At 59.6% G+C, this 21,469-nt stretch carries 16 protein-coding genes, 1 tRNA gene and 1 pseudogene; 13 read left to right on the top strand and 5 right to left on the bottom strand.

Translation table 11 applies throughout. The annotated features are described in order from the left end of the window. From HMPREF3171_RS08020 to HMPREF3171_RS07995, 6 genes are all read left to right on the top strand, one after another. Positions 1 to 1,104, top strand: a 1,104-nt coding sequence (locus HMPREF3171_RS08020) for a purine-cytosine permease family protein (protein WP_070484172.1), incomplete at its 5' end; no start/stop codon positions are given. A 329-nt stretch (positions 1,105 to 1,433) separates the two neighbouring features. After that, positions 1,434 to 2,876, top strand: a complete 1,443-nt coding sequence (uriT, locus tag HMPREF3171_RS08015) for a uridine transporter UriT (RefSeq protein WP_371327143.1) — start codon at positions 1,434 to 1,436, stop codon at positions 2,874 to 2,876. Beyond that, positions 2,869 to 3,864, top strand: a complete 996-nt coding sequence (gene uriH / locus HMPREF3171_RS08010; protein WP_070484091.1) for a uridine-preferring nucleoside hydrolase UriH — start codon at positions 2,869 to 2,871, stop codon at positions 3,862 to 3,864. The genes uriT and uriH overlap by 8 nt, the downstream gene beginning before the upstream one ends. Positions 3,865 to 4,194: 330 nt before the next feature. Next, on the top strand, positions 4,195 to 5,070 hold the full coding sequence (locus HMPREF3171_RS08005; RefSeq protein ID WP_070484165.1) for a trimeric intracellular cation channel family protein: 876 nt from the start codon (positions 4,195 to 4,197) through the stop codon (positions 5,068 to 5,070). Positions 5,071 to 5,123: 53 nt separating this feature from the next. Further along, positions 5,124 to 7,520 carry an AAA family ATPase gene (locus HMPREF3171_RS08000; RefSeq protein WP_070484088.1) on the top strand — a complete coding sequence of 799 codons (2,397 nt, stop codon included), beginning with the start codon at positions 5,124 to 5,126 and terminating at the stop codon, positions 7,518 to 7,520. Between the two features lie 12 nt (positions 7,521 to 7,532). Beyond that, positions 7,533 to 8,450 carry a DMT family transporter gene (locus HMPREF3171_RS07995; protein WP_070484085.1) on the top strand — a complete coding sequence of 306 codons (918 nt, stop codon included), beginning with the start codon at positions 7,533 to 7,535 and terminating at the stop codon, positions 8,448 to 8,450. 650 nt (positions 8,451 to 9,100) lie between these two features. Here HMPREF3171_RS07995 and HMPREF3171_RS07990 read toward each other — a convergent pair. Then, positions 9,101 to 10,219: a hypothetical protein gene (locus tag HMPREF3171_RS07990; RefSeq protein ID WP_070484082.1), complete on the bottom strand. Its 1,119-nt coding sequence runs from the start codon at positions 10,217 to 10,219 to the stop codon at positions 9,101 to 9,103. 578 nt (positions 10,220 to 10,797) lie between these two features. Between HMPREF3171_RS07990 and HMPREF3171_RS07985 the strand changes: the two genes are divergently transcribed. Beyond that, positions 10,798 to 11,007 carry a hypothetical protein gene (locus HMPREF3171_RS07985; protein WP_141739398.1) on the top strand — a complete coding sequence of 70 codons (210 nt, stop codon included), beginning with the start codon at positions 10,798 to 10,800 and terminating at the stop codon, positions 11,005 to 11,007. Then, positions 10,997 to 12,388: an NAD-dependent succinate-semialdehyde dehydrogenase gene (locus tag HMPREF3171_RS07980; protein ID WP_070484163.1), complete on the top strand. Its 1,392-nt coding sequence runs from the start codon at positions 10,997 to 10,999 to the stop codon at positions 12,386 to 12,388. The genes HMPREF3171_RS07985 and HMPREF3171_RS07980 overlap by 11 nt, the downstream gene beginning before the upstream one ends. Before the next feature lie 11 nt (positions 12,389 to 12,399). Here the strand turns inward: HMPREF3171_RS07980 and HMPREF3171_RS07975 are convergent, their stop codons facing one another. Both HMPREF3171_RS07975 and HMPREF3171_RS07970 read right to left on the bottom strand, forming a co-directional pair. Next, positions 12,400 to 13,200 carry an HAD-IIA family hydrolase gene (locus tag HMPREF3171_RS07975; RefSeq protein WP_070422122.1) on the bottom strand — a complete coding sequence of 267 codons (801 nt, stop codon included), beginning with the start codon at positions 13,198 to 13,200 and terminating at the stop codon, positions 12,400 to 12,402. Next, positions 13,197 to 13,472: an acyl carrier protein gene (locus tag HMPREF3171_RS07970; protein ID WP_070422123.1), complete on the bottom strand. Its 276-nt coding sequence runs from the start codon at positions 13,470 to 13,472 to the stop codon at positions 13,197 to 13,199. The genes HMPREF3171_RS07975 and HMPREF3171_RS07970 overlap by 4 nt, the downstream gene beginning before the upstream one ends. 17 nt (positions 13,473 to 13,489) lie before the next feature. On the opposite strand from HMPREF3171_RS07970, the gene HMPREF3171_RS07965 reads away from it, so the two are divergent. Together HMPREF3171_RS07965 and HMPREF3171_RS07960 are read left to right on the top strand one after the other, a co-directional pair. Continuing rightward, complete coding sequence (locus HMPREF3171_RS07965) at positions 13,490 to 14,299, top strand: YPDG domain-containing protein (protein ID WP_070422124.1); 810 nt, start codon at positions 13,490 to 13,492, stop codon at positions 14,297 to 14,299. Further along, positions 14,296 to 15,153 (top strand): alpha/beta fold hydrolase, encoded by an 858-nt coding sequence (locus HMPREF3171_RS07960; protein ID WP_083292013.1) that lies wholly within the window; start codon positions 14,296 to 14,298, stop codon positions 15,151 to 15,153. Before HMPREF3171_RS07965 ends, HMPREF3171_RS07960 begins: the two co-directional genes overlap by 4 nt. 377 nt (positions 15,154 to 15,530) lie before the next feature. On the opposite strand, the gene aceE is transcribed toward HMPREF3171_RS07960, so the two are convergent. Further along, positions 15,531 to 18,326, bottom strand: coding sequence for a pyruvate dehydrogenase (acetyl-transferring), homodimeric type (gene aceE / locus HMPREF3171_RS07955; protein WP_070484160.1), 2,796 nt, complete (start codon positions 18,324 to 18,326; stop codon positions 15,531 to 15,533). A 195-nt stretch (positions 18,327 to 18,521) separates the two neighbouring features. Here aceE and HMPREF3171_RS07950 point away from each other — a divergent pair, with 195 nt between their 5' ends. From HMPREF3171_RS07950 to HMPREF3171_RS11910, 3 genes are all read left to right on the top strand, one after another. After that, the gene (locus HMPREF3171_RS07950) at positions 18,522 to 18,926 is read left to right on the top strand and encodes a DUF3052 domain-containing protein (RefSeq protein WP_246815351.1); all 405 of its coding nucleotides are present in this window, start codon (positions 18,522 to 18,524) and stop codon (positions 18,924 to 18,926) included. 64 nt (positions 18,927 to 18,990) lie between these two features. After that, positions 18,991 to 19,066 (top strand) — tRNA-Val (locus tag HMPREF3171_RS07945). Positions 19,067 to 19,450: 384 nt separating this feature from the next. Continuing rightward, positions 19,451 to 19,945: a hypothetical protein gene (locus HMPREF3171_RS11910; RefSeq protein ID WP_141743383.1), complete on the top strand. Its 495-nt coding sequence runs from the start codon at positions 19,451 to 19,453 to the stop codon at positions 19,943 to 19,945. Positions 19,946 to 20,239: 294 nt separating this feature from the next. Here HMPREF3171_RS11910 and HMPREF3171_RS07940 read toward each other — a convergent pair. After that, a pseudogene (locus HMPREF3171_RS07940) lies at positions 20,240 to 21,415 on the bottom strand (IS1249 family transposase). Positions 21,416 to 21,469: the final 54 nt, after the last annotated feature.

The following is a 21,469-nucleotide window of genomic DNA, read 5'->3' as shown; positions in this document are numbered from 1 at the left end:
TACCCGTCCACAAAATTTGACACAGGCCACATAGGTGCGAAAACCGGTCTGCCATCGACAGTGATCGCAAAGAACAGTTTTGGAGTGGCCCAAGCAAAACTGATCGCCGCAGGCACCATCTTCATCTCGTCTCTGGGTTGGTGGGCGTTGCAAACGGCTGTGGCGGGCAACGCATTTGCGGCGATGCTCGGAATCGACCCTGATACTCAATGGGGAATGTGGGCACTCATCACAGCAGTTGCTGGGCTGACCTTCGCAATCCCATCGATTATCGGCTATTCGAGTATGAAGTGGACCGATTACATTGCGGTGCCAGCCGGTCTGCTACTCATCGTGGCTGGCATCTACTTCGCCGTACAAAACTCCAGCTGGGAGGAAATTAAGGCCTGGAATCCAGAACCGATAATGACTGTCGTTGCCGCGTTAAGCCTCGTTATTGGCGTGAATGCTTCTCAGTGGGTAATCAGCGCTGATTACACCCGCTACGCCAAGCCTTTGTGGAAAGACAATGTTCTTATTCCGTGGGGCATCATCGGAGTAGGAATTCCGCTTTTCGTCGTTGGTGCGTTCATGGCTGTAGGCATCGGGGAAGCAGACATCGTTGCTGTGATGGTTGAACTCGGTTTCCCCTTCTGGGGCTTTCTGATTCTCTGGCTAGCCACCTGGACAAGCCAGCTCGTGAACAACTATTCAATGGGCCTCGCTCTTTCGAACCTGATGAATGTTGACTCCAGCCGAGGCAGGCAGTGGCTGACTCTCGTAGGAACACTTATCGGTATTGCTCTCGCTCTAGCAGGGTTCCTGGACTACTTCACTGACTTCCTTTACCTCACATCGTTGGTTTACCCCGCGATCGCCGCAATCGTGACCATTGACTTCTTCTTCATCCGCAAGCAGCAGTGGGAGGAAATCCCGGGTTGGAACTGGGTTGCTACGGTGGCGACACTAATCGGCATCGGAGTTGGCTATTACACCCAATACGCAAATCCGATAGGGATCCCTGCACTGCAGTCCCTGTTCGCAGCGGGAATCGTCTACTACATCGGCATGGTCCTTCAGTCGAAGACGAAACCGGGAAAGTTTTCGGTGCTGCCCGCTAACTAGGTTTTCCTGCCACCAGATTCGAGTTCGGGTTTGCTCCTAAGCTGCAATTTCGTTAAGTCGCACCTGAGTCTGAAGGGTGGAGCGGAGCACCGGTTCGTGTCTGGCGTTGGGCTGAATTTGTTCATATGCAGGGCTCGATATGCGTAACTGCAGGTGAGGGCGTTTTCGGAAAAATCGGGCGATTCGAGCCGAAACGCTGTGACCAGGGATTACGCATATCGAGCCCTGCATATGAACGGAAAGACGCTGCTTGAGGGGCGCTCGCAATGCTCGGCGACGCACCGGAACCGAGGCGGGCGGTGCGCGGAGGGCTGTTTTACACTGCACGCATGACTATGACGAACACCTCGCTACCAGCAGCGGGGCAGAAACTACCGACCAACCAGGTCGTGCCCCTGATGACAGCGCTGCTGGTGGCTGTCTTCGCATTCCAACTCAACGCGTCCATGTTGTCGCCGGCGTTGGCGACCATGGAGGTCGAACTTGACGCGACCACCGCGCAGATCGGCATGACGCAGACGGCGTTCTTCACCGCCGCCGCTGTGTTTGCTCTGTTTATGCCGCGTTGGGGTGACTTGATTGGGCGTCGCAAGGTGTTGGTGACCATGATGGTCGTCACCGTGATCGGCTCGGTCGTTGCGGCGCTGGCGACGAACGTGACCATGCTGTTCATCGGCCGTGTGATCCAGGGCGTGTCCGGCCCGACGGTCGCGCTGACCTCCGTCATGCTGCGTCAGGCCGTGCGCGAGGAGAAGCAGTTTGCGTTCCTGGTGGGCATTCTGACCTCGGTCAACGGCGGCATCGCGGGTGTGGATGCGCTGCTGGGCGGCTGGCTTACCGACGCCTTCGGCTTCCGCTCCCTCTTCTGGGTCATCGGCGCCTCCGCACTCATCGCCGTGTTCGCCGTGCAGTTCGGCGTGCCGGAAACCAAGTCCGACCAGCTGCAGCCGATGGACTGGAAGGGCGTCGTCGGCCTGGTTATCGGTGCTGCCGCGATCCTGACCGCGCTGAACATGGCCGGTGAGCTCGCCGCCGCCAACTGGGTCATGGTCATTATCCTGCTGGCCATCGGCGCGGCGTCGCTGGTGTGGTTCTGGCGCACCGAGAAGTCCACCCCGCACCCGCTGATGTCCACTGAACTGCTCACCCAGCGCCGCACCTGGGCGCTGCTGCTCACCACCACCCTGACCATGACTGGTGTGTTCGCCGTCATGAACGGCCTGGTGCCCAACCTCGCGCAGGACGCCGAGGCCGGCCCGGGCATGTCCGCCGGTGTCGTGTCCTGGTGGACGCTTACCCCGTACGCGCTCGCCGGCCTCGTCATGGGCCCCATCGCCGGTTGGCTTGCCGGCCGCGTGGGCTACAAGATCATCCTGCAGATCGGTATCGCGGGTGCGGCGTTGTCGGTGCTGTTCGGTGTGGTGGTCGTCGGCAATGCGACGCCCGCGCTGCTGCTGGCCATGTCGATTCTCGCCGGCATCACCTACGCCGGCATGGGCAACATCATGCTCGGCTCGCTTGGCGTCGTGCTTGCGCCGAAGCACAACCAGGGCTACCTGCCGGGGCTCAACGGCGGCGCGTTCAACCTGGGTGCGGGCCTGTCGTTCACGATCATCTTCGCCGTGTTCACAGCCACGGGCGGCAGCTACCACGCGGGCATGATCACGGGCGCGGTCCTGCTCGGCTGCGCGTTCGCCGCGTCGTTCCTCATCCCGAAGCCGGAAACCATCCCGGACACGCTCGCAGCAGAGGACGTGGCTGCCCGTGCGTAAGATCATCATCGACTGCGACCCCGGTCACGACGATGCCGTCGCCATCCTGCTCGCGCTTGGCAATCCAGACATTGAGCTCCTTGGCTTAACGACGATCGGCGGCAACCACACCATCGATAAAGTCACCCACAACGCGCTTCAGGTGCTGACCATCGCCGGGGCCACCAACGTGCCGGTGTACCGGGGTGCGACGCGACCGCTCATCAACGAGGTGGTCACCGCCGAGGACATCCACGGCGACACCGGCATGGAAATCCACGGCTACGACCTGCCCGAACCAGAGGTTGGGGTGGAGGATGAGCATGCGGTGCGGTGGATCGTCGATACGCTGATGCGCGAAGAACCCGGCACCGTGACGTTGGTTCCGACCGGACCGCTGACCAACATCGCGCTGGCCGTGCGCATGGAGCCGCGGATCGTCTCGCGCGTGCGCGAGGTCGTGCTCATGGGCGGGGCGTACGGCACCGGTAACTGGACCGCGTCCGCCGAGTTCAACACGTTCGTGGACCCCGAAGCCGCCGCGATCGTCTTCGGCGAGGACTGGCCCGTGGTCATGGTCGGCCTGGACCTGACCCACCAGGCACTTGCCACCCCGGAGGTGGAGTCGCGCTTCGCGGCGCTTGGCACCTCCGCCGGCGACTTCTGCGTCGGACTCATCGACGCCTTCCGCCGCAACTACAAAGACGCCCAAGGCTTTGACAACCCACCAGTCCACGACCCCTGCGCCGTCGCCTACGTCATCGACCCCACCGTCGTCGAAACCGTGGCCGTGCCCCTGTCCGTGGAACTGTCGGGTGCGCTGACCCGCGGGCGGACGATCGCGGACTTCCGCGTGTTCGGTGCGGCGGCCGCCAGTGTTGCTGCTGGTCCTGCTGGCGGTGCCGGTGCTGCTGGCGGTGGCGCCGATTGCAACACGTCCGTGGCCACGCGCCTGGACGTGGAGCGCTTCTGGGACCTCGTCGTCGACGCAGTCCAGCGCCTGGGGTAGGGGCGGGGCGCCAGGGATCCCCGGCGCTGCCCGGCCAAACGGTACATCTCGCTGAAAATTGGCGAAATGTACCGTGTTCCATGCGAGGTTTAGCTTTGCGACGCCACCTTCCCGACCCCACCCAACACATGGTGAGAACGTAACGGTGAGGACGGCAAAATATCGGCATCTTCACCGTTGTATTCTCACCATGTGTGTGTCCGAGCGTGTCTGGCGGTACCGGCAACCACGCCAAACCGGCGACACCTACGCACACGTCCCACACCGTCATCTCCGGCGCCCGGGACCGAACGCCGGGAATTACAGGCGTAAACCACTACGATGACGCGCATGTACTTCGACAACGTGTTCACCGCCGTGGGGTTCTCGTTTGCCCTGATGGACCTTATAGGGGTGTTTTTGAATGCGCTGATGGGTGGGCTCGTCGCTAGGCGGTTGCGCTTTGACGCCGTCGGCTTCATGCTCATCTCCATCATTTCGGGCATGGCTGGCGGCATGATCCGCGACGCCCTGATCGGCGCAACGCCCGCGTCGGCGTTGCAAAACCCTTGGTACATTGGTACGGCGCTGGTGGGGTCGCTCGTGGCGTTCGCGCTACCGCTCGAGGGGTTCACCTGGGAGATGTTCCGCTTCCACGGCGACATGGTCATCGTCGGTGTGTGGGCGGTGACGGGCACGGTCACGGCCATGCGTGCCGACATCACGTGGTTCGGCTGCATCCTCATGGGCATCCTCACCGCCACCGGCGGCATGGTGATCCGCGAGATGATGATCGGGCAAATCCCATCCATCCTGGTGGACCGGCAGTGGTATGTGGTGCCGGGCATTGTGTCGTCGATAAGCGTGCAGCTCTTCTATGATCTCGGGCTCGAGTCCGTGGGGCTCGCGGTGTCCGCGCTGGTGGGCATTGCGCTGGGTGTCGCCGCGTACTGGTTCGGCTGGTCCGTGCCGGGCATTGAGGTGCTCGCGCCTGTCGACGCCATCTTCACCCGCATGAAACACCGCGTCGGCGGACGCCTGCCGCAAACCCCCGGATCGTGGCGACAGCGCACCCAACGGCCGACCGTGTTGGTCTCCGCTCCGACGCGCAAGGACATCCGCGACGAGTTGGACCGGCTCGGCGTTTCGGGCGCCGTGTCGCAGGAGCAGTTCGTGGAGGCGCTCTACCGCGCGTATGTGGACGAGCACGGGCGCGGGCTGCGGTAGTTCTGTATCGCGGTGACATGGCAGCTGGATGGAGTCTCAATTAGCCTGCTTTTGTGAGTAGTTTCAACGGAGTAACGGCGCTTAGGTTCAATTTTGATCACATTGGAGAATGTGAACTGCCATTTTTCGAGGGCGTGGTGGGAAGCAAGCAGCCGACAGTGGCCAATGCGGTAGTGCTGGCGAAAAACGGCACAGGTAAGTCATCGATCGCGCGAATTCTGTCGGAAGACCCCTCATCCGTCCAGGCAATCAGGCTAAAAGGCTCCGATTCCCTAAGTGAGGATTCCCGGATTTTCGTGTTTGATGAAAAGTTCGTCACGAAGCATGTGATCTCTGGCGGAACCGAATCGATGCAGCCGGTTGTGCTGATCGGAGACCAGGCAGCGAATGCGGAAGAGATTGATGAAAAACTAACGACGCTGCACCAGTATGAGGGGGGCCTCAAAGAGCTAAACGAAAAAATCAGTGATTTATCCAACAAGGTTGGCAAATATCAAAAAGCCGTTGACGATAGGCTGAAAGATACTTCCACGAAAGATAGCTGGAAACGACGAAACAGACGCCTCGGTTTGTCTGAAGTTTTGAGAAAACCGGTGCGGGAGACAATTGAAAAAACCAAGGTCGAAGACTTTGAGCCTTCGTCTGCTTATCTCAGGTTCGAAAAACTAGTCAAGACGATCGACCAAAAGAAAAAATCGGAAGTACTTTCCTGGTCTTATCCGAAGGTTCAAACGCCTGCTGTACTCGGTGACATCAAAAACTTTCTGAAGCAAGACCCTAAACCTCGAGCGTCGAACCAGGTAGGAGGTTTCCTTGAGCGAATCGAGGGTCTCAGTCTAGGGCGGACATCTTTGGAGGAACGAATCCACTCGACATTCTCTGGAAAAGCAGATTTCTGCCCGGAATGCTTTCAAGATATAGATGTTAAATATCGAGAAATGGCGATAAACGCAATCGAGCATCTACTGCGTGAAATGGAGTCGGATGACCTTGCCAGCCAAGCCGAGAAATTGAACTTGCAAGAGTTGGGGCTGAGTCCCCGCATCCACGTATCAGGTTTTGAGTATGTGATCGAAGAGCTCGATGGAGAGGTGAAGAAGTACAACGGATTAGTTCAAGAAATTAACTCCGCACTGGAGGAGAAAGCTGACAATCCCGCACGAAAGACGTTTGAATTTAGTTCGGATTTAAATTCTGTTATCGAGTCATTAAACGTTGCAATAGCGAATGTGACTCAGGCGGTCAAAGACCACAACAACGAAGTTGAAAATCTTGCTAAGACGCGGAAGCAAGCCGAAGAACTGAACCTAAAGCTCTCCAGATATGAAATAGCTGATGCCTTCATCTTGCTGAAAAATGATAAGGAAAGGCTAAAGAAGAGAGAGGAAAAACGAGCGAAGGCAGAAGCAAAGATCCAGAAAGTAAAAGACGAGATAGACGTCTTGAAAGCTTCTCAACAAGGAGAAGCGGAGGCAGCTGACCGGATAAATGCTCTGCTCGCCGTAGTTTTTGGAAATTCTAGTATTCGTCTTGAGCCGGTATCTGAGGGGTACATCGTTAAGAATCGAGCTTCGAGTCTTGCTCCCGCCAAGCTGTCAACGGGCGAAAGAAACATCTTAGCGCTTTGTTATTTCTTAGTAACCGTTGCAGAGGGGGAGCGCTTCGAGGATGCTTTCACGAGAGATCAATTGATCGTGTTTGATGACCCGGTTTCGAGCTTCGATGCAGACAACAAATATGGTGTCCATTCCTTGTTGATATACGCTTTTCGGCTGCTTAACGCTCGAGGTTCGAAAACCAAAACCCTATTACTAACCCACGACCTGAATACCGCTACTACAGTCGCCCGGTCTCTCACCGCGGTCGCTTCGGGGAAAGTTTCTAATTGGCGATTCAGCAACGCCAAGCTCGAACGTGAAAACTTTGAGAATTTAGACGTATATCTGGAGATACTCTCGTTAATGTTCGAGCATTTCTCGCAGTGGCGTGGCGTGGAGTCTCCTGTGAAAGCAGGTGTCCATCTCAATTCCGAAACCGCTACAGGTCTTACCTCTAACCACGTCAGGCGAGTTTGGGAAGCCTTCGTCCATTTCGAGATCGGTGAGAATGCCACTGATGCGTCGACCCAGAAGAAAGTGCGTTCTTACATCGTTTCTGCGCGTCCAGAAATGAAAACGTTCCTGGACCAATATCCCGGGCGCGTTTTTCACCATCCTGACTCGCATAGCAAGGAGCAGGTCAATGACTTTAACTTTGAGCTTCCTCCGAGTCTTTCGTCTGAAGAATTTCAGCGATATGTCGCGGAGACGGTCTGCTTCATGCACCTAGTCGCCCCATTCCACCTCCCGGCGCGGCTCGGCTCTGACGATGAGTCCGTTGCTCAGATTAAATCCATTCTTGATGGTGCGGTTGACGATCTTGCAGGCGGTCGCCCACTCGCTTTGACCTAGAAAGGCAGCAGAGTGCTAGTTCTCATCGCGCTCGCCGTCGGCGGGCTCATCCCGATCCAAACCGCGGCGAATTCGCGCCTGCGCCTGAGTGTCGGCAATCGTCCAGTCGTTTCCGCGCTGATCTCGTTTTCGGTGGCGTTGCTCGTCGCAATCGTCGCGACGACAATCTCGCAGGGCAACCCGCTGCCGCAGTTCGCGCCGGGCACGTCGCTGCCGTGGTGGCTGTGGCTCGGCGGCGTGATGGGCGTGTGTTTCGTCCTCGGCAACATCCTCCTGTTCCCACGCCTCGGCGCCGTGCAAACAGTGGTGCTGCCGATCCTCGGCCAGGTCGTAATGGGCCTTGTTATTGACCGGTTTGGTCTCTTTGGGGCACCGCTTATCAACGTCACCCTGCCCCGCATCACCGGCGCCCTCGTCGTCTTCATCGGCATCGTCGTAGTGTTGCGCGCCGGCAAGTCGGCGAAGGTGGAGGGCGACGCGTCGGGCCTCGAGCTGTGGCTGTTCCGCCTGCTGGGTGTGATGGTCGGTGTCGGCTCTGCAATCCAGACCGCGGTGAACGGCTACCTGGGCACGATCGCCGGGTCGTCGCTGCACGCCTCCGAGATCAATCTCTTCGTCGGGGTGTGCCTGCTCTTCGTCGCTGCGCTGCTGACCTCGCCCCGTCAGTTGGTCCGCCGCCCGACGCCGGGCCCGTGGTGGATGTGGCTCGGCGGCGTCGTCGGTGCGATCTTCGTCATCGCCGGCGCGACGCTGTCACCGCTGATCGGCACAGCCACCACCGTCATCGCCTTCAACGCTGGCACGATCGCCGCCGGCCAGGTCCTTGAGGCCCGCGGCGCCTTCGGTGCGCGCAAGAACCCGCTCACCACGACCCGCCTCGTCGGTCTCGTGTTGATCTTCCTTGGCGTGCTGGCCGTGCGGTTGCTGTAGGTTGTCGTTTTTATAGGCTTCCCAGCAGATCGCACCTTAACGGGACAAATCTGACAATTTTCTCTTGATGTCGATGATGTCTCGACGGTCGCTTTCGCAACATTCATCCAAACGGACGAGCAGATCTTTCAAGGGCGTGGCTGCGAATAGGGATGACCCCAAGCGTTTTTTAACTCCTCTTTTGACTCTCTTCCGTTTCTTTTTGATGTCCTCGCGATCGGGATCGCTGCTATGCGTGGGGCCTGATTCAATCTGGGGAAGTGGCACTAGATCTATGTCAGCACAGCAACACGGGGTGGAGACGCGAAATGTTTTTTCGGGTAGCCGTCCAGTGTCGGCGAGCGAATTGTTATTCGCGTGAATCGTTAAGGTGCAACAGTCGGATTTGCGTAAGAGCACTAGCTCCAGTTCCGACCTTTCGGGCGTAGCAAAACCAACATTGGAAAGGTTGAATGCGTAGTGTTCAGTCTCGAGCTTTGCTGACACTTCTCGTGGAGCGGGAGATTGTGTAGGCAAAGTGGCTATCGTTGCCGCTATGCGAAAATTCCCTACGGTTGTGGAGACGTATCCACTTGCGTCTTCCCGGTCCGCTGGTGCGCTCTTGTTGGGGAATGCGTTGTCAGTCGAATCTGAATGTTGTTTTAGGTTTTTCACGGTTCTGTCTCTTTTCTTGGGCGGATCGCCTTGTGCTGGAATTTTCTAACTTGGTGTATGAATCGAACGTGTAAAACGCTATAAGTTATCGTCACGACCAGCAGCGCGATGCCAGCAACAGGGGCTATTAGGAATCCCACAACAATCGTCCCGAGTGTGACGAGCCCCAACATGCAGAGGTAGTAATAGGCTGTGGATTTGTCGGCTAGGAGGCCAAAAGACAGAACCTGTCGACGATGCTGTCTGAATGCGAACGCAAGGCAACCCACGCCTACCGTCCCTAGAGTTAGAAATGCTGCGGTCGCTTTTCGCGGGGATTCCGGCCCGTCCGAAATCCAAAAAACGGCGACCGGCCCTGCGAATACCAAGCCAATCAAGACTATCCCAACTAAACGTGATATCCAGTGGGAAGTTGCGCCGAGTGCGGGACGAAGATCACCCACTTCGCTGTTCAGCATCTTCAGAAACGCTGTAGCGTTTTCCCTGTTAGTTAACCGTCTAGACACCGTTTGTGTCTGGCCATGAATCCGCAGAACATTGGGGCGCGAAGCAGTGGAGAGTGTAAAGAAAATTGCAAGCGCACCTGCGCTCACGGATGCGACCATCAACACGTTCGGTGAGAACCAGGCAACCACCAAATCGACTAGCGAAAGAGTGGGTGCATTCTCTGTTGCGTTACCTGTGTGAAGTCCGCTCTTGTGCACTTCAAGCTGCTGTTTATATACGCTGGTCACGGACCGCATGTACTCCCAAACAACATTGAGGATTACCGCGATTAACGCCACCGCTGAGATGAGGAGCTGAATGGAAGATCCGTCTTCAAGCGTGAAACGGTCTCCTCTGTCCCGGTCGATAGCGTAGGTAATGCCTCCCGCTGCTACTAGGCCTGTGAGGAGGGCGCCGAGAGAGAGGGGGTTCGAGCTTCCTAACTGGGCAGAGAGTTGTTCTACGTGTCCATTTACGTAGAAAAACATTCCGACGATAGAAAGGATGAAAGCAACGAAAGTTACTAGCAGACCAACTATCGCAAATTCAGTTATCGCGTTGGTGGGGTCGCCAGCAGACTTCTCGACATTTTGCCAGCGTTCCCCGTCCGTATCCAGAGTACTTCCCAAAATTCCTCCACCGAACAAACTTTAACGTTGCGCATAGAAAATGTTAAAGACATGCTTGCAGGTTGACGAATTGGTGTTGTGCTTTAATTCAGGTCCTGTAGTCGAAGCTTTCTTTAGGGGGCGTTTCCGCTAAACGGCGGTCGACGCCATGTAAGTAAACGTTCCGGCCGCAAAGGACTCCGCTAAACCTCAACCAAAGGTCGAATAAACAGGGGGATCAAGCAGCGGTTGAGGGTTGCCCAGGTGAACTCGTGTGACGCAAGATCGTCCGCGAGCAACCAGAGGCCGTTGGGGAAGACGAACCTCTCGTCTCGCACTCCGCCGCCAGGGCCCGGCTAGTCACCGGGCAGGCGGATTCAAGTCCCGCTTAGTCACCGGGGCAGGAGTATGCCGAACAAACAGTGCTGAACATGCACTGCAGCAAAAGCACACAAGCACTGCAAAGCACAGAAGGGTCCCCACCGATGACGACAACACTGGCTGCGCCCCGCGCGTGCCGTCCGACACGCAATCGACTCACGTGGACGCTCCACATTGAGGGGATGTTGGGGCGGGTGCGTGGGGTCGTCGAGAAGCAAATGCTCTTATTGCCCGAGGGTGAGCCGGGCGAGGTCTGGTTCACGCGCTGGCAGCGGCGGCCGGATCGCACGTACTCGTGCAGCGAAACGATCCGCGCCACGGAGGCGGAGATTGAGCCGTTTCGGCGCGCGATTGAGCGGTTGGCGGCGGAGGAGAACTTCGTGGCGAGGCTGACGCAGCGCTCGTACCATGGGGCGCATGTCTACTAAATATCGAGTACAAAATCCGAAGAACAACGAGATTGTCGCAACGTACGATTTCATTAGCGACGACGCCCTCGACACCGCCCTGACCACCGCAAACGACACGTTTAAGCAGTGGCGCGAGAAGTCGTTTGAGGAGCGTGCGGAGGTGCTGCGGAAGGTCGCGAAGCTTTTCGACGACAAACGCGACGAACTCACCCGCATCATCGCCGAAGAGATGGGCAAGCCGGTCGACCAGGGCGACGGTGAGATCGACGACGTAGTCGAGATTTTCAATTACTACGCCGACAACGGCGCCGAGTTCGGGGCTGACGAGGAGATCCCGAACAAGCGTGGCGGCACGTCGATTATGCGCAAGGTTCCGTTCGGCGTGATCCTGGGCATCATGCCGTGGAATTACCCGTATTACCAGGTCGCGCGCTTCGCCGCGCCCGCGCTGATGGCCGGCAACGTCGTGCTGGTCAAGCACGCGGAGATCTGCCCGCGTTCGGCGGAGGCGATCCAGAAGATTTTCGAGGAGGCCGGCGCGCCCAAGGGGCTGTTCACGAATCTGTACGCGAAGCACACGCAAATTTCGCGCATTATTAACGACGACCGCGTCCAAGGCGTTTCCCTCACTGGCTCCGAGCGCGCCGGGCGTGCCATCGCCTCCCAGGCCGGCCAGGCGCTGAAGAAGTGCGTGCTCGAGCTGGGCGGCACCGACGCCTACATCGTGCTCGACTCCACCGACGTCCCGGCCGCCGCGAAAACCGCCTGGAACAAGCGCATTTCCAACACCGGCCAGGCCTGCACCTCCAACAAGCGCATGATCGTGATGGAGGACATTTACGACGAATTCGTCGACGAACTCGTCTCCCTCGCTTCCAAGTGCGAAGCGGGCGATCCGCTCAACCCGGAGAAGGGCCGTTACTACCCGCTGTCCTCGCGCGACGCCGCCGAAAACCTCGCCCAGCAGCTGAAGATCGCCGTCTCTGAAGGCGCGAACCTGCGCGTTGGCGGCGAGGTCACCGGCAAGGGCGCCTACATCACCCCGGCCGTGATCACCGACATCCCGGTCGGTTCCGACTCCTACTACGAGGAGTTCTTCGGCCCCGTTGCCGAGGTATACAAGGTGTCCTCTGAGGAGGAGGCCATCGAGGTGGCCAACAACTCCCGCTACGGCCTCGGCGGCGCCGTGATGTCCGAGGACGTCGAGCGCGCCAAGCGCGTTGCCGACAAGGTGGACACCGGCATGATCCACGTCAACATCCCGCAGGCCCGCGGCGCCGAACTGCCCTTCGGCGGTGTGAAGGCTTCCGGTCTGGGCCGCGAACTGGGCCCACTGGGCATGGACGAGTTTGTGAACAAGCAGCGCTTCTACATCGCCGGCTCCGACTCGGCGGTGTAAGGAAGCGCGCCCTAGTCGGCGTCGGTGTACTTGCCGTCGCCGAAGGGGTCGTGGATGCGATCCACCAGGTCCGCCACCGAGTCGAACACGGCGGTGGGGCGGTAGGGGTAGCGGGCGATCTCGGCGTCGTCGCTAATGCCGGAGCGCACAAGTACGGTGCGCATGCCGGCTTCGAGGCCGGATTTCACATCGGTGTCCATGCGGTCGCCGATCATGACCGTGTTTTCGGAGTGGGCGCCGATGTTGTTCAGTGCGGAGCGCATCATGACGGGGTTAGGTTTGCCCACGTAGTAAGGCTCCATGCCGGTCACGGCGGTGATCATGGCGGCGACGGAACCGGTTGCGGGTACGACCCCGCGCGGGCCAGGCCCGGTCAGGTCGGGGTTCGTTGCAATGAAGCGCGAGCCGCGCCGGATCAGGTTCGAGGCGGTGGTGAGCGCTTCGAAGGAGTAGGTGCGGGTTTCGCCGAGTACGACGAAGTCGGGGTCCGCGTCGGTAAGAATCCAGCCGATTTCGTGCAGGGCCGTGGTCAGGCCGGCCTCGCCGATGACGTACGCGGAGGCCTCGCCGGCTTGCTGCGAGAGAAACTTCGCGGTCGCCGTCGCCGAGGTCCAGATCCGTTCCGGTTCGATGTCCAGGCCCATGCGCTGCAGTTTCGCGGAGAGGTCGCGTGGGGTTTGCATCGAGTTGTTGGTCAGCACCATGAACTCGATTTCCTCATCGCGCAGGGTGGAGATGAACTCCTTCGCGCCGGGAATGACGGAGCCCTCTTTGTGCAGCACGCCGTCCATGTCGGTCAGGTATGAAATCATTCGTGTTCCTCCAGGTAGTCGGCGAGTTCGCCGGCGGTGGGGTGGTCGGTGAGCACGGTGTCGTCGATACGCACGCCGAAGTTCTCTTCGATCCGCACGGCGAGTTCGATGCGGTCGAGGGAGGCGATTGCGGTGTCGTCGAAACGCGAGCTTTGCTTGACGACGACCCCCGTCACCTCCTCAACCAATCCCGCGAGACGAGCGAACGTGTCTGCCGGGGTTTCCTCCTCGAGTTGGAGGCCGCCGAGATCCAAGCGCTGCGAAAGTTCCATGCCGTTATGATAGGCCCATGCACCGCCTCGCAGTTCCGGCAGCAGCCGTTGTGATCACCAGCCTCGTCGCCCCCGTCGCCGGCGCCGCAACGATGGCGGAAACGTACAAGCCGTACTTCGCGCCGGAGACATCGCACGTGTACGGCCCGCCGGGCGACTACTACACCAACCCCGTTTACCTGGAGTTGAAGGACGTGCCGGAGGGGGCGCGGTGGAGCCTGACCGGGGAGAACACGATCCGCCACCGCTTTCAGGTGGACAAGGTGGACGACAAACTCCGGGTCAACCTCAACCTGAATGGCGATACGCCGGTGCAGCGCGGCGAGAACACGCAGCAGATTCCGGTGCGGGTGCACTTTCCGGACAACTCGACGGACCTCTATTTCCCCGAGGTCACCTTAATCCCGGACCACGCGTTTCTGTACGATCCGGAATACGACTCCGCCGAGGCCGACCCCGGCCAAACCGTAACGCTCACCCCGACCAACGTCCGCCACCTGGACCTTCCTAACGACGCGACGTGGGAGGTCAAGGGCACCTACGACTCGGTTGACCAGAAGACCGGGGCGATTACCGTGACCCTGCCCAAGGACTCCTACGACAGCGCGAACCTTGACGTGACCGCCACGTTCGCCGACGGCTCGAAGCGTTCGACGACGGCGAGGGTGACGAATACGGGACGTGGGGTCGTCGAGAAGCAAACGCCCGCGCCTGCGCCTGCGGGATCGACACCGCTGCAAAAAGTCGCGCTGGTCTTCGGCATCCTCGCCGTCATCGTCGGCATCGGCTTCGCCGCCATGCCCTACCTGGGACAACTCGGATTATGATGCGCACCGGCACCCTTGACCGCGACGGCATCACCATCCACTACTACGACGTCGGCCCCCGCGACGCCGGCCTGACCGTCGTCTACGCACACGGCTTCAACATCGCCGCCGCCGAATACAAACTGCAGGTCGAAGCCATTGCCGGCGTGCGCCAAATCCTTGTCGACGTCCGCGGCCACGGCAAAACCGGCTACGCCGACCCCAGCCTGCTCACCATCGATTCCGCCGCCGACGACATCGCCGCCGTCCTGAGCCACCTCGGTATCGACGACCCCCTCATCACCGTCGGACACTCCCTCGGCGGTCCGATCTCCCTGTCCCTCATGCGCCGCCACCGCTTCAACTGGGTCGGCTCCGTACAAATCTCCAGCACCGTCGACCCCTTCACCGCCCGCGGCCTACCACGTCTCCTCGGTGGGGGATTCGGCCGGTCGCTCGGGTGGTTTGTGGATAGGCTGCCGCACGCCGCCGAAGGCATCCGACGCCTGGTCACCGACATGATCGCCCCCATCCTCGCGCGCTGGTTCTACTTCCGGCCCGTACCGTGGTCCCTGATCACATTCCACGCCCGCATGATCAAAGCCACGCCGCTCGCCACCTATCGAGGCTTCTTCGACGACCTCCAAACCCACTCCGAACGCGGCGCCGCCGCCGTCCTGGCCACCATCCCCGGCTACATCCTCGTCGGCGACCGCGACAACGTCGCCCCCGTCAGCCAATCCGCCGAACTCGCCGCAATCTGGCCAGGCGCCTACTTCCAAATCCTGCCCGAGTCAGGGCACATGCCGCCTCTCGACGACCCCGACGCCGTCACCGCCGCCATCGAGCGCGTCATCGCCCTAGCGCGAGGGTAGGGCCGGCGCGACCGCGCCTGCGACAGCCGCCAGCCGCCGAGGTTTCTGACACATTCCGGCAGAATCTGTCAGCGCCGGGAATCGTCGCAGGTCAGCGGGTTTTGGGTTTGGAGTCAGTGTGAAATCTGTCAGGCGAATCCACACCTGGCCAAAATAGTTCCCGGGTCCGCGCCGATTCGTGGAACAATTTTGGATCCGCGCGGCTCACAAAATCGGCGACCTGGGGAAACGCAGCCGCGGAAAGTTCCAAAACCGAAGAAAGTTCCCGGCCGGGGAACTATTTTCGGAAAGGGTGGCAGGCGGAAAGACGAGCCACCTCACACAACGAAAACCGCCCCAGCCAATGAAAACAGGCCGGGGCGGTGGAGGTCAGAGAACTACTCGGCGGCGTTCTCCGGGCCCTCGTCGTCGGAGTCGAGGGTCGGCTTCGCGGCGGTCGGATCGTCGATCTTCAGATCCTTCGCAGCCTTAGCTACAACATCGCGGTCGATCTTGCCTTCGTTGGCCAGGCCCATCAGGGCGGCGACGGCCATGGACTCGGCGTCGATGTTGAAGAAGCGGCGGGCGGCTTCGCGGGTGTCGGCGAAACCGAAGCCGTCGGCACCAAGCACGATGTACTGGCCCGGGACGTAGGCGCGAATCTGCTCCTGCAGGTCGGAAGCGAAATCGGAGGTCGCGATGTACGGGCCTTCGGTCTGCTTGAGCTGCTTGGTCGCAAATGCCTCTTCAACCTCTTCGCCCGGGTTGCGGAGCTGCTCGGCAGCCTTGCGCTGACCCTCACGGGCGAGTTCGGTCCAGGAGGTGACGGAGTAGATCGCGGCGCCGACGTTGTACTTCTCCTGCAGGATCTCCTGGGCGCGCAGTGCCTGCTGCATACCCACGCCGGAGGCGAGCAGGGAGACCTTGTGCTCGAGGTCCTTGCCTTCGTCGTAAAGGTAGATGCCCTTGTGCAGGCCCTCAACGTCGAGGTTGTCCGGGCGTGCCGGCTGGTGGTGCGGCTGGTTGTAGACGGTGATGTAGTACATCACGTCCTCGTCCTTGTCCGCGCCCTGGCCGTACATGCGCTCGATGCCCTTGGAGATGATGTATGGCATCTCGTAGGCGAACGCCGGGTCGTACGGGATGACGGCCGGGTTGGTGGATGCCAGGATCGGGGAGTGGCCGTCCATGTGCTGCAGGCCCTCTCCGAAGAGGGTGGTGCGGCCGGCGGTTGCGCCGACGATGAAGCCGCGGCCCATCTGGTCGCCGGCGGCCCAGAAGTTGTCGCCGGTGCGCTGGAAGCCGAACATCGAGTAGAAGATGTACATCGGGATCATCGGCTCGCCGTGGGTGGCGTACGACGTTGCTGCTGCGATGAAGGATGCGGAGGAGCCGTCCTCGTTGATGCCTTCGTGCAGGATCTGGCCATCGGTGGACTCGCGGTAGGACAGCTGCAGGTCGTGGTCGACCGGCACGTAGTTCTGGCCGTGCGGGTTGTAGATTTTCTGGGTCGGGAACCAGGAGTCGAGGCCGAAGGTACGGGCCTCGTCCGGGATGATCGGGACGATGCGCTTGCCGATCTCCTTGTCGCGCATGATCGCCTTGAACGTGCGCACGAGCGCCATGGTGGAGGCGACTTCCTGCTTGCCGGAGTCCTTGAACAGGGCCTTGAAGGTCTTTTCAAAGTCAGGCTGCTCGAGTGGGGTGTACTGCTCGCGACGCTCTGGCAGGTAGCCACCGAGTTCCTCGCGGCGTGCCTTGAGGTACTTGATCTCCTCGGCGTCCTCGCCCGGGTGGTAGTACGGCGGCAGGTACGGATCCTTTTCCAGTTCTTCGTCGGAAATCGGGATCTGCTGCTTGTCGCGGAAGAGCTTCAGGTCTTCCAGGGCCAGCTTCTTCATCTGGTGGGTTGCGTTGCGACCCTCGAAGTTGTGGCCGAGGCCGTAGCCCTTGACGGTGTGGGCGAGGATGACGGTCGGCTTGCCCTTGGTTTCCAGGGCGCGCTTGTAGGCGGCGTAGACCTTGCGGTAGTCGTGGCCGCCGCGGCGCAGGTTCCAGATCTCTTCGTCGGTCATATCCTCGACGAGCTTCTTGGTGCGCTCGTCGCGGCCGAAGAAGTGCTCGCGGACGTAGGCGCCGTCGTTGGCCTTGAAGGTCTGGTAGTCGCCGTCCTTGGTGGTGTTCATGATGTGGACGAGTGCGCCGTCCTCGTCCTTCTCAAGCAGTTCGTCCCACTCGCGGCCCCAGACGACCTTGATGACGTTCCAGCCGGCACCGACGAAGAAGCTTTCCAGTTCTTGGATGATTTGGCCGTTGCCGCGCACTGGGCCGTCGAGACGCTGCAGGTTGCAGTTGATGACGAAGGTGAGGTTGTCCAGGCCGTAGAGGGAAGCCATCTGGATGAGGCCGCGGGATTCGGGCTCGTCCATTTCGCCGTCGCCAAGGAATGCCCAGACGTGCTGCTGGTCGGTGTCCTTGATGCCGCGGTCCTGCAGGTACTTGTTAAAGCGTGCCTGGTAGATGGCGTTCATTGGGCCAAGGCCCATGGACACGGTCGGGAACTCCCAGAATTTCGGCATGCCGTGCGGGTGCGGGTAGGACGGCAGGCCGCCCTGCTTGCGGGAGTGTTCCTGGCGGAAGCCGTCCAGGTCGTCTTCGGAGAGGCGGCCTTCGAGGAAGGCGCGGGCGTACATGCCTGGGGAGGCGTGGCCCTGGAAGAAGATCTGGTCGCCGCCCTGTGGTGCGTCTTTGCCCTTGAAGAAGTGGTTGAAGCCAACTTCGTAGAGGGCTGCCGCGGAGGCGTAGGTGGAGATGTGGCCGCCGACGCCGATGCCGGGGCGCTGTGCGCGGTGCACCATGACGGCGGCGTTCCAGCGCATCCAGCGGCGGTAACGCTTCTCAATCTTCTCGTCGCCAGGGAATTCCGGCTCGAGTTTGGTTGGGATGGTGTTCACCAGGTCCGTGGAGGACAGCGCCGGCAGCGGTACGCGCTTGGCGTTGGCGCGCTCAATGAGGCGAAGCATGAGGTAGCGGGCGCGCTCCGGGTCGGACTCCTCGAGCAGGCCGTCGAGGGAGTCCATCCACTCTTGGGTTTCCTCCGGGTCCGCGTCATGCAGGTAGGAAGCTACGCCTTCGCGCAGCGACAGGATATTCGTATCGACGTCAGAAGCGTTCTTCACGCGACCATCGATCATCTCGGTGTCCTTTTCGGCCACTTCAACCTCCTGGGTTCATCGGGGCAATACACCGACAAGGATACGTTCTTTTGGTCGCTAGTTCTTACATCGGATGGCTTTTGGTGAGACTAATTGTTGGTTTGTCGCCATTGAGCACGGTGGGGCGGTATGCTGTCGTGCATTCGTACAACTACAACTGGAGGATTTAGACACTTGAGTGCCACAGGAGTGGACACCTACGCCGACCGTTTTGGGGTTGGCCCCGACCTTGTCGTTCAGGAGATCGGCTGGGGCGAGGATGCGGATTCGTCCATCTCGGAAGCCATCGAGGATGCCATCGGAGCAATGCTTCTCGACGAAGACACCCTCGAGCCCTGCGACCTCGTCCTCCTTTGGTTCCGTGAAGGCGACGGTGACCTTGTCGATGAACTCGTCGACGCCACCCGCAACCTCGGCTCCGGTGGCCGTATCTGGCTGATGACTCCTGGTGCCGGCTTCCCAGGCGTTGTCGCCCCGGGCTTGATCGCAGAGTCTGCCCAGTTGGCCGGTCTGCTGCAGACCAAGGCCGACCGCTTCGGTGACTGGCAGGGCTCCTGCCTCGCCGCCTCGAAACGGTAGTTTTTGGCGCTTAGCCTGCAGGTTTTCCTTTTCCGGTCGTGCTTTGGTAGTGTTACCGGGTAGCGCGCCGTTAGCTCAGCTGGAAGAGCAACTGGTTTACACCCAGTAGGTCGGCGGTTCGAGCCCGTCATGGCGCACCAGGTCAAGGCCCCTCTTCGGAGGGGCCTTTTCGTAGCTTGGTGTGAGTCCGCAGGCTGGGGTTAAGGGGTTAAGGCTCAAAATGTGTGTCTGCTATCGGCGTGACATTCTCATTAATGCTCTGCCGTTCATTGGGCGAAAGAATATGTTACCGTCATCTCACAAGGTGTCTTAAGTGAGCAAGAGCTCGCAGGACATCTCGACAGAGCAAGCTCTCGCAGAATATTCCTAGAAAGAGGTTAGGAATGCGCCTACTCTTTAGAAGGGCATTGGCAGTTGCACTTTCGGTATCGGCGCTAGGAATCTCCTCCCCTACGACGGTAACGGCAAAGCCAATTGACGTCGCTGAGGCGCAGATGTTATTTGCCGAGGATTCGAACCTCACCGTGGCTGAAGAGGCATCTTTTAGGGCGATGGACAGGTATGTTGATTTTGAACATGCACGGTTTGATTATCGAGCAGCTCAGTCGGATCCAGACGTGGATTCTGGTGTACTGAATGAGTTCTCAGGAACTCTTCTTGCGCAAGGCTGGAATGTTGACGCGGACGAATCAGACCTAGCGATTCTTGAACGCGAAGCGGATGCTATCGAACCGGCTATTCAGTTTTACGATGCATGTCAAGGACGGAATGGGTTCCAAAAGCTACCACCCGGTGTCTTGCTAAATAGCTGCGCGGCATCTGCACTCCAGAATGCGTACGCCGCTGGCGCTGGTGTTGCCGCGTTAGCTGCGTTAATTACTGCAGAAACAGGTGTAGGCGGGGTTCTTGCTGGCGCTATTGCTGGAGTCTTAGCGGCGGAATCTGGCATTTTAGGCATCTGCGGTTCGTGGAATCGAGGAATTAGACTTTTCCCTGGTGGAATTTGTTGGTCACAGTAGGTATAAATGCGCTTGCTACGTGTTGTCATCGGTATCATTATCGCTATAGGTGTTATCCTGAGTATTATTCAGGTAGCACTTTCTGCGTGGTCTAATCCGATTTTGTCCGTAGGTCCCATTTTATCGATTACAGGTGCTCTAGCGGGCATTTTGTACGTAGTCTTGGTGAGATACCGTAAACGAGACAGAGGCTAGTATATTCAAATTCTTGCTTCCTGCGTGAGCCGCTACTCTATAACTACTATTTGAGCGTTAAGGGTCAAAAAGGGTGTCTAGCTCGGCGTGTCGCGAGGGTTAGATGTGGCCTTTTTGGATGCCGATTGAGTGGGTGTAGTTGGTGTCGATAGCGCCCTCGTAGAAGGCTGGTCGTCGAAGTTTCGTGGTCGGCTTGGTTCTCGTTTCGGGTCAGGGGGGATACTTTGGCCAGTTAGTCCTGACCCCAGTTGGGCTGCCCGGCGATCTCAACGGGGTCGTCAGGCAGTTCCGTTTTTAGGTAGAGCCACCAATCCAACATGCGGCGTTGATGTTCCCGGATCTTCCCCGGTGGGTGCGGGCCAGCAGTTTCAACTGGGCGTTGATTCCGCCTTCCGGCTGTTTGGTGGCTTTGATCCGGCTGGCGTCGAGCACACCGTCGGGTGGGGCGAGGTAGACCAACAGTAAGTTGCCCCGCCATAGGTGGTTGAGGCTGTTGTAGGCCTTGCGAGTGCGTTCATGAGTCCATGACCAGGCGCGTTGCCGTGTCGCCGGGTCGGTTGTGAACGTTTTCTGGTTCATCCAGTCACGGTAGATAGTGCCGTATTCGTGCAGTTGCGCACCCCACGCGGCCGCCTCGTCAAGATCGGTGATCTTCGTGAGGTTGAGCGCGATCTGGTAAATCGCTCGTCCTGCATCGGTGCGGGGACGTGCGGTGGTGTGCCGGCGCACCACGCGTTGGGCGTGGACGAGGCAGCGCTGCACTTTCGTTGTGGGCCAGCATGCCTTGATTGCGCTGGCAGCGCCTTGGCCGCCGTCAATGACAGGGATCAGGGGCGCGGGGATACGTTCGAGCAGTCGTTGGTAGTCGCGGGTGGTTTCACGTGTGCACCAGTGCCAAGCGATGACGTGATCCAAGGTGGCAGCAACAATCAAGCATCCGCCGGCGGTGTAGGTGCCGTCAAGAAAGACCTGGTCGTAGACCCAGCCTTCGTGCCCGATCGTGGGATCGGGGACATCAACTAGCCAGAAGTGTTCAAACCGGTGTTGCAGCGTACGCGGATGACATCCTGCTCCGGCGGCAGCGGTTTCCAAGCTCGCACCGGTTGTGAGGTGGGTGATAAATGCTGCGAAGGCAGCGGAGTTGGTGATATCGGGGAGCTGCTTGGTGGTGGAAGCGCCGCACATTTTGCACCGTCACCGGCTGCGGTTGGCGGAGGTCTTACCGTTGCGTTTCATTTCCCCACCGCATTGGCAGCGTGGTCTGTTCTTCGGCATTGATCAAGCCAACACCAGCCCCTACCACACGCTGCTGTCACCCCCCGGTTTTTC

Origin of the sequence: Corynebacterium sp. HMSC08F01 (assembly GCF_001807545.1) — a bacterium.
Classification (GTDB): Bacteria; Actinomycetota; Actinomycetes; order Mycobacteriales; family Mycobacteriaceae; genus Corynebacterium; species Corynebacterium coyleae.
Note: the sequence above shows the minus strand (reverse complement) of the source record. Positions and strands in the feature narration are given on the sequence as shown.